21 protein-coding genes are annotated in these 16,510 nt (G+C 54.6%); 9 read left to right on the top strand and 12 right to left on the bottom strand.

What is annotated here, in order from left to right; genetic code table 11:
• Window positions 1-34: 34 nt before the first annotated feature.
• The gene (regB, locus tag RZ517_RS01020) at window positions 35-1,429 is read right to left on the bottom strand and encodes a sensor histidine kinase RegB (RefSeq protein ID WP_338549636.1); all 1,395 of its coding nucleotides are present in this window, start codon (window positions 1,427-1,429) and stop codon (window positions 35-37) included.
• 88 nt (window positions 1,430-1,517) lie between these two features.
• On the opposite strand from regB, the gene RZ517_RS01015 reads away from it, so the two are divergent.
• Window positions 1,518-2,138, top strand: coding sequence for an SCO family protein (locus RZ517_RS01015; RefSeq protein WP_338549635.1), 621 nt, complete (start codon window positions 1,518-1,520; stop codon window positions 2,136-2,138).
• Window positions 2,139-2,205: 67 nt separating this feature from the next.
• Window positions 2,206-2,757: an ActR/PrrA/RegA family redox response regulator transcription factor gene (locus tag RZ517_RS01010; RefSeq protein ID WP_338549634.1), complete on the top strand. Its 552-nt coding sequence runs from the start codon at window positions 2,206-2,208 to the stop codon at window positions 2,755-2,757.
• Between the two features lie 3 nt (window positions 2,758-2,760).
• On the opposite strand, the gene RZ517_RS01005 is transcribed toward RZ517_RS01010, so the two are convergent.
• The 3 genes from RZ517_RS01005 to RZ517_RS00995 all read right to left on the bottom strand — a co-directional run bounded on the left by RZ517_RS01005 (window position 2,761) and on the right by RZ517_RS00995 (window position 4,794).
• Window positions 2,761-3,252, bottom strand: coding sequence for a GNAT family N-acetyltransferase (locus RZ517_RS01005; RefSeq protein WP_338549633.1), 492 nt, complete (start codon window positions 3,250-3,252; stop codon window positions 2,761-2,763).
• Window positions 3,243-3,809 carry an HD family hydrolase gene (locus RZ517_RS01000; RefSeq protein ID WP_338551207.1) on the bottom strand — a complete coding sequence of 189 codons (567 nt, stop codon included), beginning with the start codon at window positions 3,807-3,809 and terminating at the stop codon, window positions 3,243-3,245. The genes RZ517_RS01005 and RZ517_RS01000 overlap by 10 nt, the downstream gene beginning before the upstream one ends.
• A gap of 79 nt (window positions 3,810-3,888) precedes the next feature.
• The gene (locus tag RZ517_RS00995; protein ID WP_338549632.1) at window positions 3,889-4,794 is read right to left on the bottom strand and encodes an FkbM family methyltransferase; all 906 of its coding nucleotides are present in this window, start codon (window positions 4,792-4,794) and stop codon (window positions 3,889-3,891) included.
• 243 nt (window positions 4,795-5,037) lie between these two features.
• Here RZ517_RS00995 and RZ517_RS00990 point away from each other — a divergent pair, with 243 nt between their 5' ends.
• The 4 genes from RZ517_RS00990 to RZ517_RS00975 all read left to right on the top strand — a co-directional run bounded on the left by RZ517_RS00990 (window position 5,038) and on the right by RZ517_RS00975 (window position 7,862).
• Window positions 5,038-5,352, top strand: coding sequence for a hypothetical protein (locus tag RZ517_RS00990; RefSeq protein ID WP_338549631.1), 315 nt, complete (start codon window positions 5,038-5,040; stop codon window positions 5,350-5,352).
• Between the two features lie 139 nt (window positions 5,353-5,491).
• A complete protein-coding gene (locus RZ517_RS00985; RefSeq protein WP_338549630.1) occupies window positions 5,492-5,809 on the top strand; it encodes a hypothetical protein in 318 nt (105 codons plus the stop codon).
• 76 nt (window positions 5,810-5,885) lie between these two features.
• Window positions 5,886-7,274 (top strand): adenosylhomocysteinase, encoded by a 1,389-nt coding sequence (ahcY, locus tag RZ517_RS00980; RefSeq protein WP_338549629.1) that lies wholly within the window; start codon window positions 5,886-5,888, stop codon window positions 7,272-7,274.
• A gap of 246 nt (window positions 7,275-7,520) precedes the next feature.
• Window positions 7,521-7,862, top strand: coding sequence for a DUF2853 family protein (locus RZ517_RS00975; RefSeq protein WP_317056430.1), 342 nt, complete (start codon window positions 7,521-7,523; stop codon window positions 7,860-7,862).
• A 46-nt stretch (window positions 7,863-7,908) separates the two neighbouring features.
• Here RZ517_RS00975 and RZ517_RS00970 read toward each other — a convergent pair whose 3' ends face one another.
• Genes RZ517_RS00970 through RZ517_RS00935 form a run of 8 tightly spaced genes read right to left on the bottom strand, consistent with a single transcriptional unit; the run spans window position 7,909 to window position 13,767 of the window.
• The gene (locus RZ517_RS00970) at window positions 7,909-8,556 is read right to left on the bottom strand and encodes a DUF1989 domain-containing protein (RefSeq protein WP_338549627.1); all 648 of its coding nucleotides are present in this window, start codon (window positions 8,554-8,556) and stop codon (window positions 7,909-7,911) included.
• A 1-nt stretch (window position 8,557) separates the two neighbouring features.
• Window positions 8,558-9,007, bottom strand: a complete 450-nt coding sequence (locus RZ517_RS00965) for a nucleoside deaminase (protein ID WP_317056432.1) — start codon at window positions 9,005-9,007, stop codon at window positions 8,558-8,560.
• A gap of 9 nt (window positions 9,008-9,016) precedes the next feature.
• Window positions 9,017-9,898: a polysaccharide deacetylase family protein gene (locus tag RZ517_RS00960; RefSeq protein ID WP_317056433.1), complete on the bottom strand. Its 882-nt coding sequence runs from the start codon at window positions 9,896-9,898 to the stop codon at window positions 9,017-9,019.
• On the bottom strand, window positions 9,895-10,761 hold the full coding sequence (locus tag RZ517_RS00955; RefSeq protein ID WP_338549626.1) for an ABC transporter ATP-binding protein: 867 nt from the start codon (window positions 10,759-10,761) through the stop codon (window positions 9,895-9,897). The genes RZ517_RS00960 and RZ517_RS00955 overlap by 4 nt, the downstream gene beginning before the upstream one ends.
• A complete protein-coding gene (locus RZ517_RS00950) occupies window positions 10,754-10,966 on the bottom strand; it encodes an ATP-binding cassette domain-containing protein (RefSeq protein ID WP_338549625.1) in 213 nt (70 codons plus the stop codon). Before RZ517_RS00950 ends, RZ517_RS00955 begins: the two co-directional genes overlap by 8 nt.
• Window positions 10,963-11,757: an ABC transporter permease gene (locus RZ517_RS00945; protein WP_317056435.1), complete on the bottom strand. Its 795-nt coding sequence runs from the start codon at window positions 11,755-11,757 to the stop codon at window positions 10,963-10,965. Before RZ517_RS00945 ends, RZ517_RS00950 begins: the two co-directional genes overlap by 4 nt.
• Entirely contained in the window at window positions 11,754-12,602 is an 849-nt protein-coding gene (locus RZ517_RS00940) for an ABC transporter permease (RefSeq protein ID WP_317056436.1), read from the bottom strand. The genes RZ517_RS00945 and RZ517_RS00940 overlap by 4 nt, the downstream gene beginning before the upstream one ends.
• A 34-nt stretch (window positions 12,603-12,636) precedes the next feature.
• Window positions 12,637-13,767 carry an ABC transporter substrate-binding protein gene (locus tag RZ517_RS00935; protein ID WP_338549624.1) on the bottom strand — a complete coding sequence of 377 codons (1,131 nt, stop codon included), beginning with the start codon at window positions 13,765-13,767 and terminating at the stop codon, window positions 12,637-12,639.
• Between the two features lie 155 nt (window positions 13,768-13,922).
• Here RZ517_RS00935 and RZ517_RS00930 point away from each other — a divergent pair, with 155 nt between their 5' ends.
• Genes RZ517_RS00930 through RZ517_RS00920 form a run of 3 tightly spaced genes read left to right on the top strand, consistent with a single transcriptional unit; the run spans window position 13,923 to window position 16,501 of the window.
• On the top strand, window positions 13,923-14,660 hold the full coding sequence (locus RZ517_RS00930) for an adenine phosphoribosyltransferase (protein ID WP_338549623.1): 738 nt from the start codon (window positions 13,923-13,925) through the stop codon (window positions 14,658-14,660).
• Complete coding sequence (locus RZ517_RS00925) at window positions 14,657-15,277, top strand: phosphoribosyltransferase family protein (protein WP_338549622.1); 621 nt, start codon at window positions 14,657-14,659, stop codon at window positions 15,275-15,277. The genes RZ517_RS00930 and RZ517_RS00925 overlap by 4 nt, the downstream gene beginning before the upstream one ends.
• Before the next feature lie 6 nt (window positions 15,278-15,283).
• Window positions 15,284-16,501: an NAD(P)/FAD-dependent oxidoreductase gene (locus tag RZ517_RS00920; RefSeq protein WP_338549621.1), complete on the top strand. Its 1,218-nt coding sequence runs from the start codon at window positions 15,284-15,286 to the stop codon at window positions 16,499-16,501.
• The last annotated feature ends 9 nt before the right edge of the window (window positions 16,502-16,510 follow it).

The following is a 16,510-nucleotide window of genomic DNA, read 5'->3' as shown; positions in this document are numbered from 1 at the left end:
AACAGAGTGTTAACTTGAGCGATCTCAATCATGATTAAATCTCGATCGGCATATTGCTGCCGAGCGACCGCCTGTCGGCCCAAGCCTCTTTTTCCAACCGCTCGCGTGGCCAAGTGACCTCGACAAAAGCACCGACGCGATCCGCATAGTCAGCCCGATTGGTAAATGAGTCTGATCCGTTGGCAAAACTCAGTTCGGCTCCGGATCGTTCCAACAACGTTTTGGCAATGAAGAGCCCAAGCCCCATGCCCTCATATTCGGGACGTTGCGGATCGGCTTGAGGTGTGCGTTTGCGCATGAACGGCTCACCAATACGTCCCAGGTGCTGCGCTGGATAACCTTTGCCATCATCCATAATCCGAACTGTGATGGATTGATCGGTCCACTCACTATCGACCCAGACGCGGGTTCGGGAAAAATCCACCGCATTTTGTATCAGATTGCGAAGCCCGTGGATCACTTCAGGTCGCCGCAGGATGGTAGGCTGTGTGCTTGGGTCAACGTCATTGGATACCGCATCAAACAAAAGCTCTTTGCCGCGATCCAGATGCGGCTCGGCGGCCTCTTCGATCACCGCGGTTAAGGGCGCGTTGCGAAGATGCAGGTCATCTTTTCCCGCGCGACCCATAGACCGCAAAATGTCACGACATCGGTCGGCCTGTTCCTTGATCAGCAGAGCATCATCGCGCAGGTCCTCGTCTTCGGACAACTCTTCTGCCAGTTCCGAACTGGTCAATTTTATCGTGGCCAGAGGAGTGCCAAGCTCATGTGCCGCCGCGGCCACGACGCCACCAAGGTCTGTTAGCTTTTGTTCCCGAGCCAGTGCCATCTGCGTGGCTTGCAAAGCTTCGGACATGGCGTGCATTTCCGACACCAAGCGCCGCGCGTACACACCGAGAAAGGCCACCGCGATCACAATCGCAATCCAGTTTCCGAACAAAAAAATGTCGGGCATCGTGAGTGTCACGCCATTTTGATCGGTCAGGGAAATGTAAAACCACGACAACACGGATGTGATGACCACGGCGCAAAGACCAAGGAAAATGGTGGATCGCGTGCTGAGCGCAGAGACCGAAACGATCACAGGACCTACGATAAGAATGGAGAAGGGATTGTGAAGACCGCCAGTCAAGTAAAGCAACAGCCCAAGCTGCAACATGTCAAAGAGCACGAACAAGAGTGTTTCGCCTTCGGATAACCGCTTGTTTTCAGGAAAAATAAACCCGGCAATCACATTGGTGATAACAGATACGCCGACGACGAAATAACAAAGCCCGTATTCCAATGAGAGATTGAGAATGTGCTGTGCCACCAACAGTGCACAAAGCTGTCCCGCTACGGCCCACCATCGCAACAAGACAAGTGTGCGCAACCGAATCCAATTGCGATCGGCTCTTCCGGCGGTTGGATTTATTGGAGCATCAGACATGCGGCGTGAGGTCTCTCTTCCCAAGGTATTTTGATAGGCTTAGATATACGTCACAACAATCTATTTCTAAACTCGACGGAGGATCATCATGGCTCGGCTCATTGCAATGCTGGCAGGTGTGGCTGTCGTTGGCCTTGTCGCCATTACGTATCTGTTGACATCAGGCGGGCAGGCGGATGATCAGTTCGCGCAATGCCGCAACACTCAGGTGGCGGGTGGAACTTCTGAAATTGGCGGGCCGTTCACTTTGGTAAGTGAAACGGGCGAAACCGTCACTGACAAGGATGTCATTGATCAACCGACGCTCGTGTATTTCGGATACACGTTCTGCCCCGATGTCTGCCCAATCGACATAGTGCGGAATGCCATTGCCGTTGATATTCTTGAGGAAAAGGGCCTGCAGGTGAAACCAGTGTTCATATCGGTCGACCCCAAACGCGACACACCCGAAGTGATGGCCGACTTTACCGAAAACGTTCATCCCCGTCTGCTTGGCCTGACCGGCAGCGATGAACAGGTTAAAGCGGCAAGTCAGGCCTATCGCACATATTATAAGGCGCAGGAGGGGGATGATGAGTATTATCTGGTCGATCATTCAACCTTTTCCTACCTGACCTTGCCTGAGATTGGATTTGTCGAGTTTTTCCGCCGGGAAATAGAAGCCGAAGCGATGGCAGATCAAATCGCCTGCTTTTTAAATGCTGCTTGATCCTGCGATAGTTTGACGCATCTTCTTGAGCGCGCTACAAAATCTGAGCGCTGCAGGAGGAAAATGAATGGCGTCTGATCTGCGAGAGATTGGCGGCGACAAGTCTTTGTTGCTTGTTGATGATGACGAGCCGTTTCTGCGGCGTCTGGCAAAAGCCATGGAAAAACGAGGTTTCGAAGTTGAAACGGCAGGGTCCGTCGCCGCTGGACAAGCCATTGCGACGGCACGCCCACCGGCGTATGCGGTGTGCGACTTGCGGCTGGAAGATGGCAATGGGCTTGATGTCGTTGAGACCATTCGGGAGAAGCGTCCAGACAGCCGTATCGTTGTTTTGACCGGATACGGGGCGATTGCCACAGCGGTCGCAGCAGTCAAAATCGGGGCGACCGATTATCTTTCGAAACCTGCAGATGCCACGGACATCACCAACGCCCTGTTGGCCAGTGACGACGAGATGCCGCCGCCGCCGGAAAACCCGATGAGCGCAGATCGCGTGCGTTGGGAGCACATTCAGCGCGTGTATGAATTGTGTGATCGCAATGTCTCGGAAACGGCACGGCGGTTGAACATGCATCGGCGAACGCTTCAGCGTATCTTGGCAAAACGTTCCCCGCGCTAAGCACTAGAGATCGTAGCGCTTGCAAACTCTGTCGACGACGGTGCCGTCGGCCAATTGAGTGTTTGTTATACGTTTGTAGTCTTCAAAACCGCGGCTTTGGTAATATGTCAGCCCGCTTTCGTTGTCAGCACGAATTGTGGCGTTGAGCCAGGTGTAGCCCAGTTTTCGCGCCTCTGATATCGTGCGTTCAAAGAGCTTTGACCCAACGCCAAGCCCGGTTTGCCCCAGCTTCACAAAAGTTGCGATATCAGCAGCATCTTCGGGCAGGTTCTTGTGTGGCATGGCGTTTTGAAACCCAAGTACGTTGCCCGCATCGTTTTCTGCCAAGACCCACACAGTTCGGCCAGGATAGAGCCGCATCTCGGCTTTCAGCACGCCGGATCCAAATAGTTTCGTGTGGGCCGTCGTGCCACCCTTGGCGATGATGTCATTCAGAAGGTCGGTCATCTGCCGGGTATCTGAAATGCCTGCAGGGCGGACATGGATCACGCGCATTTCTCCAGCAATGCCACATGGCGTGCAACAAACGCGGCGCGTGTTTCCATAGGCGCGCGCAGGACAATGTCCTCAGATGCGACAAACTCTGCGTCCGGCTTACCAAAAAAACGGTTGGCCTCATCCTCTGTGAACCCGGCGATCTTTGTGGCCTCCATCCAGGCGCTGATCTTATCGGCCTTTTTGATCTGCTTTTTGACCACGGCGGGTAGAATGGCAGGTATTCCAAACTTGATATGAACTGCCGCACTCAGACGTTTATCAAGCTCATCATATCCCGGGCCGACGGCATTCTTGACCGGAGAGATCATGTCACCGATCACATATTCCGGCGCATCATGCAGCAGGGCGGCGAGTTGCCATTTTGGGTCGGGTTTAGCAACCAAACGAGAATATAGCCGCTCAACCAAGAGCGAATGTTCAGCAACGGAATAAGCGAAATCACCCAAAGTCTGACCATTCCAGCGCGCGACAAAGCTCAGCCCATGCGCGATGTCTTCAATCTCGATATCAAATGGCGTGGGATCCAGCAGGTCAAGTCGACGACCTGAGAGCATCTTTTGCCAAGCGCGGGCTACAGGCACGTGTCCTCCAATGGGTTGAGTTGTCCCGAATGCTCCGGTGATACAAGGCGCGCTATGGTTTTGCAAAACCTTCAAGGACACCCGCCAGAAGGGCCGAGTCTTTGTGGCCTGCGAGGAAGTTGTAGCCGGTGTATTTCTCGCCCTTTTGCGCAAGCACCTCATCCACTGAATGCAGCTGTTTCAGGCCATTTTGCACGGAATAGACTCTGATTCCCGTCAAACCCAGCAAATGCGCGCTAGGGGCACAAGCCATATCGCTTCCATGGTCTTCGTAGATGAGAACCGACCCGTCCAGGAGAGTGCGCCTTGCCCCGTTAATCGCAGAAATCTCGGCACCTTCCACATCAAGTTTGATCAGCGCCATGGTTTTTGCAGGCAACAGATCATCAATTGCGATGGTCTGAACCGTTTCTGTATTATCTGATGATCCGGCATCGTCGCCCAATCGCGCAGAGGCATGGCTGTTATGGACGTTCACAAAGCTTAGCTCTTCGTCGCTTTTGGCATAAATCGCAGCCCATCTTCGGCTCACGCCAGACAGATGGCCGGTGTTTTCAGCCAAGATTTTGAACGTCGCCGATGATGCCTCGACGGCGAACACCTTGCGAAAAAGCGGTGCGGCGAAGACGGACCAATACCCTTTGTTGGCACCAAGATCGCAGAATACATCCGTGTGACCCCGCGCCTTTTGAATGATCGCACCGACCTCTAGTTCGTAGTCATTTCGATACAGCGCGAAACGCGTCCAATATGCATCGTTGAGATAAATTTTGAACTGTCCGCCGGTGCTCAGAGACAGGAGCACCGCGTTTTCTGACGCGCAAAATCGGGCAAGCATGCGGGTGAAAATTCCAAACAGATAGCGATTCAGAAAAGCCAGCCGAAACAAGCCCATGAGCACGATGTACTGCGCCTTTGCCCCGCTGCTGGTAAAGGTGAGTGCCTGCTTATCTGCCATCGGTTTCTCCAAGAACCATTACAGCTTTGAAATAAGGTTTCAGTCCCACGCAGTGCAAGTGCCACATTCTTGCCACATTTTGCACGCAGATTTTCCTTGTTCTGGGTCACTTACGGAAAGTGCCGGGTCAAATAAGGGGCAGAAACCAAGAGCAGAGCCCGACCATTAAGGTGCAGAACAAGAACAGCAGGCGAACGCACGCTCCTCGCAGTTCGTCTCAAAACAATAGAAGAGGAGCTTGATATGGTCAGGCAACTTTTAACAACGATGGCTGTTGTGGGACTTGGCTTTGCGGCCATCCCAGCGCACGCGGCCAGCTGTGCGGAGCGCGACACTGTGGTTAAGCGCTTAGAATCCCAGTATGATGAGATGTTTTCCGCAGGCGGTCTTCAGACAATTCGAAACAAACAGACTCTGGTCGAAGTGTGGTCTTCACAGGAAACCGGCACATTCACCGTGATGCTGACAACACCGGATGGATTGGCCTGTGTCGTCGCGACTGGAACAGACTGGCATCAAGTCGATGTCGATGCGCTTCCACAAGGGTCTGAGAGCTAACGCGGGTTTTGCTCACGGAACCGCACGCGCTTGTGCGGTAAGTTTAGTGGGATCGAAAAACAAAAATCTCCATCTGTTGGTTATGCACATCGCATACCGGCACGACGCCGGATGCTGCTTAATTCAGAAGGAGAGTCACATGTTTAAGCGCACAATCACTTCTGCCCTTATCTTTGGTGCCGCAGCCATCGCACCGCCCAGCTTTGCCCATGCTCAATCGGCCCAATGCATGCCACGTGACGCATTGGTAGAGCGGCTACAGTCGAAATACGGCGAAAGTCTCAATGGTGGGGGCCTTCAATCGTCAAGCCAGCTGCTCGAAATCTGGAGCTCTGAAATGTCAGGAAGCTTCACGGTTTTTATCACACAACCAAATGGTCTGAGTTGCGTTGTCGCGACCGGCCAGAACTGGAATTCCAACACAACAATGGCCACGGCAGAAGGCATCGCAAGCTAAGCACGCAATCGCGCGTTGCCGAAGGCCGGGTCGAGTGCTATCTGCCCTGCAAAGCCGATTTGCAAGGAGCAGACAGATGGCGAAAGACTTTGTTGTGAAAGATATCAGCCTGGCCGCATTCGGCCGCAAAGAGCTGGATATCGCGGAAACCGAAATGCCCGGCCTGATGGCACTTCGTGACGAGTATGGGAATGAAAAACCCCTAAAGGGTGCGCGGATTGTCGGCAGTTTGCACATGACGATCCAGACTGCGGTCCTGATCGAGACACTCGTTGAGTTAGGTGCCGATGTCCGCTGGGCCTCTTGCAACATCTTCTCAACGCAAGACCACGCCGCAGCCGCGATTGCGGAAGGCGGCACGCCGGTGTTTGCGGTAAAAGGTCAAACGCTAGAAGAGCATTGGGACTACCTCGACCGGTCATTCATGTTCCCCGAGGGCGCCAATATGATCCTCGACGATGGCGGCGACGCGACTTTGTACGTGTTGCTGGGTGCTCGCGCAGAAGCAGGCGAAGATATCATTCCAGTGCCGTCGTCCGAAGAAGAAGAAGTCATCAAGGCACAGATCAAAAAGCGGATGGAGGCGAGCCCCGGCTGGTTCACCAAGACACGCGATGCGATCAAGGGTGTTTCTGAGGAAACCACCACCGGCGTGCATCGCCTGTATGACCTGCACAAGAAAGGCCAGCTGCCTTTCCCGGCGATCAACGTGAATGACAGCGTCACCAAGTCGAAATTCGACAACAAGTATGGCTGCAAAGAGTCGCTTGTAGACGGCATTCGCCGTGCCACGGATACGATGATGGCGGGCAAGGTTGCGGTCGTGATGGGCTATGGCGACGTTGGCAAAGGATCCGCCGCAAGCCTTCGCGGTGCGGGCGCGCGCGTGAAAGTAACCGAGGTAGACCCGATTTGCGCGCTTCAGGCGGCGATGGATGGGTTTGAGGTTGTTCTGCTGGAAGACGTTGTCGATAGCGCAGACATCTTTATCACAACCACCGGCAACAAAGACGTCATCCGCATTGAGCATATGCGCGGTATGAAGGATATGGCGATTGTCGGCAACATCGGCCATTTCGACAATGAAATTCAGGTGGCGAACCTCAAGAACCACAAATGGACCAACATCAAGGAACAGGTGGACATGATCGAATTGCCATCGGGCAATCGCATCATTCTTCTGTCGGAGGGTCGTCTGCTGAACCTTGGGAACGCCACCGGTCATCCGTCCTTCGTGATGTCCGCCAGTTTTACCAACCAAGTTCTGGCGCAGATCGAGCTTTGGCAGCGCGGCGATCAGTATGAAAACCAGGTCTACATCCTGCCCAAACATCTCGATGAAAAGGTCGCGCGCCTGCATCTGGATCGGATTGGTGTGAAGTTGACACCACTGGATCAGGACCAGGCTGACTATATCGGCGTAAAACCGGAAGGTCCGTACAAACCAGAGCATTATCGCTACTAAAATTCTATAGAGTCACAGAACGCCTGGCCCAGCGGGGCGTTCTTCTTTTCGATCCTGCAAGACAGGCCCTGTTAACGCTCAATACACAGGTCCAAAGCGAAAATGGGCGGTTTCGTGCGCCCAGGGGAGACAAGTGGAAGTTTTCCCTTTGTGCACCGCACTCCTATGGGTATCTTGTCAGGCGTGCCTTTCAGGCAATTCTTGAAACAACAATCCGGAAAAATCCGGACAGGTGGGAGTGTATATATGGGACGTCGTGACGATCTGATTGCGAAATATGCAGATGATCTAAAGAACAAGTGCGGGATGAGCCCGGACATGGATCTTTTGACCAAGGTAACCATTGGATGTGGCCCGTCAATCTATGACGCGGATGCTTCGACAGTGGCCGCCGGTCAGCCGCAAGAGCTCGAAACAGTGAAAGACAATTTCCTCATCAAAAAGCTGGGCCTTTCGGATGGTCCGCAATTGATGGATGCGATCAATCAAGCGATTGAGACCTATGGTCAGTCCGAGCGCAACAAGTATCGCGCCGTGATCTACTACATGCTCACCAAGCATTTCGGCAAAGAGTCTGTTTACGGCTAAATCGACGTAGACAAGGTGAACAGCGCCCGCCAAGTGGCGGGCGTTTTTATTGGAAGATAATGGCGCGGATGGGCGACGGGCCGCCGCCTGCGGCCGCATTCAGCTCTTGCGGGCAATTCGACAGAACCGCAATCACATCCATCTCAGCGCGCAGGTCAACAAAGTCCCCCGCACGAGACTGACTGTCGGTGATCTCAACATGCCCGTCCGACCCGATTGGGACATTCATGAAAAAATTTGCGTTGGCCACGACGTGCTCTGGCCCCAGCCCATGCTTTTCCATCTCACGCTCAAAATTACGCTGGCAGCACTCGGCGTTCTGCTTGCCATAACGCACCTGATCCACGGCAAAAGAACAGCATCCAAAGATCGTGTCATGCCCGCCGCAGCTATCGTCCGTGATCGTCATCATGGGGCGTGCAAATTGCGAATAAAGCACTGTGCCTTTTTCAAGAAAGATGTGCTTGGGAACCTTGATCGTGTTGGGCATATGATATCGCTCGACCTGGTTTTGATGAGGGTCGGTGCCGAAGCAGAGAAAATCAATCGCCTGCTGGCCTTCCAGATCAATCAGGCGAAGCGTTTGCCCCTTTTTGAGCACAGCACTCCAGGGTGCACACGGTGCAACAATCGTATCTTCGATGATCTCTGCATCGGGGCGGGCAGCTGCTCCGGTGATCAACGTATCGGTCATATCAATCCTCCGCGATATCTTCGTTCCAAAGCTCCGGCTTTTCCTCGATGAACCGCGTCATCAGCGCGATACAATCCGGATCATCCGCAACGATCACTTCCACACCCTTGGAACGCAGAAAGTCCTCGTTGCCGCCGAAGGTTTTGTTCTCTCCGATCACCACACGCGGAATACCAAACTGAATGATCGTGCCGGTGCACATCATGCAGGGGCTGAGCGACGTATAAAGCGTGGTATCTTTGTAGGTCTTTTGTCGCCCCGCCTTGCGCAGGGCGTCCATCTCTCCATGAGCGATTGGGTCACCCTGTTGAACCCGCTGATTTCGCCCTTGGCTCACCACAGTATCGCCGCGCGCCAAAACCGACCCAATCGGACAGCCACCTTCGTCATACCCGGCCTTGGCCTCGTCATAGGCGACACGCAGGTGTTTCTTGTCGGTCTCAGAAAGCATCGGTCAGCCTCATTTTTGCGGGTCAGTAAAATAGGGAAGCGTCTCGGTGCGAAGATATGTGCCCTCTGCGCTCACCTTGTCGAGGTGATCAGCAATGTCTTCCAACCTTGCGAACCAGACATCTTTGGCCGCCAACGTCTTTTCGAGCCACGCCTCGACCTGACGCCAACGCGCTAGGCGTCCTGTCAAAAAAGGATGCACGATCAGCATGAAAAACCCGCCCGCCTCGTATTGCGCATCGAACTCTTCCCAGAACCCTTCAAGTCCAGCCGATGGGCCACGCACGGGCATCAGATAGCCAATCTCATCATAATGCGCGAAAGGAGGCCAATCATCCGTGCCCCAATGGACCGGCATTTCGTAGAGAGAGCCTTTGTCCGTCTGCATCCGGTAGGGAATGTCATCCGCCATGAGCGAGCTGTCATAGCGGAACTCATGCTCAATCAGTAAATCGATCACCTGCTGCGTGACATTGTAAACCGGTGCGCGATAGCCACGCGGTTTGCCCCCGGCAATACGGTCATGCGTATCGAGAGCTTTTTCAAACGCCTCTTTCTGTGCGCCACCCTTGGTGACAATCGGATCTTCATGAATCCAGCCGTGGTGACCGATTTCGTGCCCGTCCTTCAGGACCGCCTCTACCACGTCGGGATAGGTCTCAAGGCACCAACCCGGCATAAAGAAAGACTGTTTGATGCCAACACGACGGTAGGTATCAAGGATACGAGGCATCGCGACCGTAGGCCCATACCGGCCCATAGAAATCGGATAGAGCCGATCATGGCTATCCTCAGGGCGGGCAATATGGATGAGGCTGTCGGCATCCATATCAAAGGTGATCGCACACGCGCAGCGCGCACCATTGGGCCAGGGAATGGGATTCTGGATCATGTCGTCCCCTCAGTCAAAAGATGCCCATCGCTTTGCGCCCAGCTTAGCGCATGTCTGCGCCCAGCGCTCAGATCAAGATCGCCCAGCGCGCGTTCCTGCATCTGGATCTTCAATTCTGTGCCGTCCTCGGCTTCGAGAAAGATTGTCACCATCGAGCCCACGAATTCCTCAGACAGCACCGTAGCCTCAAGCGTGTTTTCCCCCGGCCCGATTTGCATCATGTCCGCCGAAACGACGATGGCGACATCCGATCCCACTTCGGTTTTGCCCGGTACTGTGAAGGTGCCCAATGCGGTGTCCACCGTCGAGACATCTTTTGCATGTTCCGTGACACGCCCTTGCAGGATGTTGTTCCTCCCCACAAATTCGGCCACAAACCGGGTTTTGGGCGCGCGGTAAATCTCACGCGGCGTGCCGATCTGCGCAATCTCACCCTTCGACATGATGACCACGCGATCGGCCATGGCAAAGGCTTCGGACTGCGAATGGGTGACATAGACAAAGGTAATGCCAAGCTCTCGCTGAAGGCGCGTCAGCACGGATTGCATCCGGATCACAAGATGCGCATCAAGCGCGGACAAAGGTTCGTCCAAGAGCAAAAGCTGCGGTTCTGTCACTAGGGCGCGGGCCAAAGCCACGCGCTGACGCTGACCTCCCGAGAGTGTCTCGACATTGCGCTCTGCAAACTCGCCGATCTCCATCCGGTCCAGCCAGTTGAGCGCACGCTTACGTCTCTCACCCGCCTCGACGCCGCGCATCTTCAAACCAAACTCCACGTTTTCACGCGCGTTCAGATACGGGAAAAGCGCAAGGCTCTGCCAGACCATGGGCGTGTCGCGTTCATGCGCGGGAAGGTCATTCATCCGCTTGCCCGCGATGCAGAATCTCGCCATTCGTCGGCGCATCAAGACCAGCCAACATGCGCAAGGTCGTCGTCTTGCCACATCCCGAAGGCCCCATGATCGCAATGAATTCCCCCTGCCCGATGGTCAGGTTCGCATCACGCACGGCAACAAAATCACCGAAGTGCTTTTCAACCCCGTCCAGTTCAACCAGCGGTTCACTCATGACGCAGCCCTTTGCAGTCGGAAGAAAATAAGTGCCTGCGATATGACAACAAGCGTAATGGAAACACCAAAAACCAGTGTGCCGATGGCATTGACCTGCGGATCAATGGTGCCCTGCACAATCTCAAGCACATGAACCGGCAATGTCTTGTTCAGACCCGAGACAAACCAGGCCACGGTAAACTCGTCAAACGACACGGCCGCCGTCAGGAACAGCGAAGACAGGATCGCAGGCTTGCAAAACGGCAGGATAACCTCTCGCATTGCGCGCCATTCACTGGCCCCAAGATTCCACGCTGCGGCCTCAAGGCTGTCGTCGATCTGGCTAAGGCGCAGGCGAATGATGGCCATGGCAAAGGGGGCCGTGAGAACGGTATGCGCGGCGATGATCGACACCACCTGCCCCGACAGGCCCACACGGCTGAACCACGCCAGCATGGCGAGCGCGATGATGATGAGCGGTATGGTTGGCGGAAGCAGGATGATGGCAAGGAACAGACTCTTGCCCCTGAAGCTGTAGCGATAGTCGGTATAGGCGGTGCAAAACCCGAGGAACGTTGCAATTACAGACGTCGTCGCAGAGACGATCAGACTGTTGCGAGCAGCCCGCCAGAAGTCCGGATCAGCAAAGATGGTTTCGTACCATAGAGTCGTGAACCCGCTCATGGGCAAGGTTGGGAAGCGATCAGAGTTGAACGAAAACAGGAGGCTCACAAAGATCGGTAGGAAAATGAACGCCGCCACCAAAAGCGTGTAGGCCCGCAGGAAAAAGTCGAGGCGCGGTGTTCTCATCGGCTCGCCCTCTTGCGGTAGGCATACATGATGGCGGCAAAGGCAACTGTGAAAAGCGTAAGCATCATCATAACTGCAACTACCGCAGCGCGAGGCCATTGCTGACCCGCCTTGGTGGTGTCGATGATCAGAATCGGCATCGTCGGAGGCTTGGAGCCGCCAAGATAGTAAGGCGCCACGAAATCCCCAAAGGACAGAATGAAAGCGAACAAGGCCGCTATGACGAACCCGGTTTTGCCCGCGGGCAAGATCACCGTTCTGATCGTGCGCGCTGGTGAACAGCCAAGGTTGCGCGCCGCCTGGATCAGGCGGTCATCGATGTTGGCCATGGTCACTGTTTGCAAGATAAGTACCAGCGGCAGGATAAGCGTCAAGTATCCCACCAGCGTTCCAATGGGCGTGTTTAGAAAAGTATAGGGCCCCAATCCGACAAGCCCGAAGGCCCCGTTCAAAACTCCGGCTTCGGCGAGGATCGTGTACCAGGAAAACGTGCGCACCAGGTAGCTGGTGAAAAACGGAATGATGAGCAGTAGGATCGCGAATTGCCTTATTCGCGCCGAACATCGAAAGGCCAGGAACCACGCCGCCGGAAAAGCCAGAAGCGAGGCCATCATTGCAGCCAGCCCGGCCATCAAAAGCGTGTAGCGGTAACTCGACCAGACATAGTCACGGCTAACCATCTTGGCCCAGCTCGTAAGTTCAAAGGTCTCGACCATCTGATAGTTCTTCACCACGAAGAACGACATTGCGATCACAAAGAAAAGGGGACCAACAAAGAACAGGGTCTGCCAGATGATAATGGGCAGACGAAACGTCAAAGCATACGCGTTGAGGCGGCGCTTCATCAGCGCCGCTCCGGTGTCTTAGTTGAAATCACAGTCAGGCGTTCTTGTATTCCGACCAGAAGTCATTCCAGTCTTCCAGAGATTGCTGAACAGGAATGTCACGATAGCTGATCCGCCCTTCATTGATGAGCGTGATCGGATCCTGCGGATCGCCGTCCACCTGACGCGAGCGCTGTGCTTCGGCCGGATCGACCTCGTTGAGCATTGCACGGCCCGCCTTGGTCACACAGTGACCCGGATAGCCAAGCATCTGTGCGGTTTTCACCTGACCCTCTGGCGACATGGTGTAGGCCAAATACTTCAGCGCGAGATCGGCTTTCTCAGATGTCTTGGCAATCGAGTAGCTTTCCGTCCACTGAATGCCGCCCTCTTTTGGCACGACCGACGACACAGGCGCGCCATCGCGTTCCAGAATCCCGGTGACCCAGTCTCCAATCCCGACCATGGCCAGCATCTCGGCATTTTTCAGACCCGAGAATGTACCGCCAAAGTCAAAGTATCCGCCGACCTGCGGCTTGAGTGACAGGGTTTTCTCCTGCACCGCCTGCCAACCGGCATCATCGATATCAAATGGGCTTTCATTGCCGACGAGCAGACTCATCTGACCCAGCGACGGCAGGTGCCAGTCGAAATGCCCGACCTTGCCAGTCAAACGCTCATCCCAGAAAATATCATAGGTCGACGCCTCTTCCGCAGTCAGCACGTCTTTGTTGTAGGACACACCCAGGTGCCCAAACCGAGAGATCAGTGAATAAAGATTGCCGCTGTCATCCCAGTGGCCCGAGAAGGATTTGAAATCATCATGCAATAGGTCATCCATAGGATACTCATTGGCGTCGAGCTGCATCACCAGATCATTCGCCACCAAGAGCTTGGCGTATTCCGCATCGGTGTGGATAATGTCGAAGGTGCCCGGCGGGTTCTGCGCCAGAGCGGCCAGCATGTTGTCCCCACCTGCATAATATTTCGGCACGAATTTCACGTTGTTCGCTTCTTCGAACGCACCCACCATGTCGGGTTCAGCTGTGCCGTACCATCCCAACATTGTCAGCTCCGTGGTTTCCGCCCATGCGCGGTTCACGAATGGCGCAGACAAGGCAACTGAGGCCAAACCTGTCTTTAGAAACGTCCGTTTGCTTTGAATAAATTTGCCGTTGTTCGACATCCCCACACTCTCCTGTCAGTCGTCATATTTGGTTATTTCGCCAGCTTCGATATAGATACCGAGGCAGTCTCTGGCGCATCCGATTCCCGGACCTGTGGCCAAGTCTGCGCCAAAATCGTGCGCAATGCACAATTTTTATTCGAAGGGTCCAAGGGATGGACAGATTTGAATTTCGCGCGTCCTTTGGATCGCAAGGCCCGGTTGTGCTTCCAGTCATTCACGTGCTCGAAACAGAACAGACTTTGAGGAACATTGAGGTGCTGACAAAAGCAGGCGCACCGGGTTGCTTTCTCATCAACCACGACTTTGGAGTCTCGCCATTTCTGGAGATCCTTCGTGAGGTTCGCGAAGCAAGGCCTAAGCTTTGGATCGGAGTGAATTTTCTGGCTGTGACCGGCAAGGATGCTTTCCCACAACTCGCCGCGCTTGGCCGTGAAGGATGCCACATTGATGCCTATTGGGCCGATGACGCGCGGATTGATGAACGTGTCACAGACCAGGTCGAGGCCAAAGAAATTGACGCGGCCCGCGTCGATTGGGATGGGCTTTACTTCGGCGGAACAGCATTCAAAAAACAGCGGCCCGTTGATCCATCCGACTATGCGCGATCAGCGGAAACTGCCCGCGATTGGATGGATGTTGTCACCACTTCTGGTTTGGCAACTGGCATCGAGGCAGATGACAAAAAGATTGCAACCTTTCGCGCCGCAATTGGCGACAAACCCCTTGCATTGGCCTCGGGCATCTCGCCCGAAAATGCCCACCGCTATCGCGAAGTCGATTGCTTTATGGTGGCGACCGGGATCAATTATGAGGACAACTTCTATGACATCGACCCGGCGCGCCTGAGACGCCTGCTCGATATTGCTGAAGATCTGAGGACAGATGAATGACCCAAGATAAAGGCCCCCGTGACGATCGCTGGTATTTCAAACTCATGTCGCCCAACACCAAGGGGCCCAAGTTTGCCTGGCTTGACCCCACCTCCATCTACATCAACCAACGCGCATTTCAGGATTTGCTGGCCGATCTGCTGGCCGATCTCGACGGGGTCGAGTTTGACGTGGTCGGCGGTCTTGATGCCATGGGGTTTGTCCTAGGGGCTGCTCTGGCGGCGCGGCGCGATGTCGGGTTCTTGCCGATCCGCAAAGCCGGAAAGCTCTGCGTGGATACCGACAAAGTCAGCTTCACCAACTATTCGGGCCGCACGCAGGACATGGAAATGCGCCTGCCTGCCTTTGCGCCGGGAACCCGTGTGCTCTTGGTGGATCAATGGATCGAAACCGGCGGGACGATGGAAGGTGCCATAGATCTGGTCGCAAGACAGAAGGGCGTGGTTTCAGGACTCGTGGCCATCGCAATGGAAGACACGCCCCGGGCCTCAGAGCTTCGCGACACACATACGGTAGTCACAGCAATCCAACCCGCCACCAAATGGCAGGAAGAGTGCAATGAACAGACCTTGTCGAGCTTTGCCTCCTACGATGCACGCGACGCATTCCCGATCTGACCCCACATGACGCCCACCACACCGAAACACGCATCCTATGACGTCATCATCATTGGTGGCGCGATTATGGGGTCGTCCACTGCCTGGTTCCTGAGTGACAATCCCGATTTCGACGGTTCGGTGCTTGTCATCGACCGTGATTTGACCTTTGAGACCTGCTCAACAGCACACACGAATTCCTGCATCCGGCAGCAATTTTCATCCGCGCTGAACGTCAAAATCAGCCAGTTTGCCGCTGATTTCGTCAAGAACATCCGCAGCTACATGGGCGGTGACGAACGCGTGCCCAATCTTTCCATTCGGAACTTTGGTTACCTGTACCTGGCCAATACGGATGCTTTCGCCGAGGTGCTGCGTGAAAGCCAAATGGTGCAAAAGGCCGCCGGTGCCGCGACCGAGGTTTTAACCTCAGATGAGATCAAGGCACGCTATCCCTTTTACGATGTAGACGACATCGTCGCCGGATCGATCAACACGGTCGATGAGGGTTACTTTGATGGGCTGGCCATGTTCGACTGGTGGAAACGTCAGGCGCGCGAGCGCGGCGTTGAATATATCGAAAACGAGGTGGTGGCCATCACCAAAAACGTTTCCGGTACATTGGTGGAAAGCGTTACATTGAAAAGCGGAGAGGTGATTGCCTGCGGTCAGGTTTTGAATGCCTCTGGCCCTCGCGCCGTCCTGACCGCCAGGATGGCAGGTGTTGATTTTCCGGTGGAGCCGCGCAAGCGGTTCACATGGATCTTCAAAGCGGATCAGCCCTTGGATCAGGACCTACCACTGACCATCGATCCAACTGGCATCCATGTGCGCGAAAACGGCGGCGGGACCTATGAGGTGGGCGGATATGATCACAGCGCTCCTGATCTAGCCTGTGACTATGACGACCACCAGATGGATTTCATGTTATGGGAAAACTATGTCTGGCCCATTGTCGCGACACGCATCCCTCAGTTTGAAGCCGTCAAGGTTCAATCCGAATGGGCCGGGCACTATGCCATGAATACATTCGACCACAACGCCATCATGGGTCCGCACACAGAGGTCAGGAATTTCATTTTCCTCAACGGCTTTTCGGGCCACGGTTTGCAACAATCCCCCGCCATGGGGCGCGGCACGGCAGAATGGATTACCTATGGAGAATATCGGGCATTGGACATGACACCTTTCAACTATGCCCGCATCCCGGAAAATCGCCCCATAGTCGAAAAAGCTGTGATCTAAGCAAGTGGC

The sequence above is a fragment of the Roseovarius sp. S88 genome (assembly GCF_037023735.1).
GTDB lineage: Bacteria > Pseudomonadota > Alphaproteobacteria > Rhodobacterales > Rhodobacteraceae > Roseovarius > Roseovarius phycicola.
Note: the sequence above shows the minus strand (reverse complement) of the source record. Positions and strands in the feature narration are given on the sequence as shown.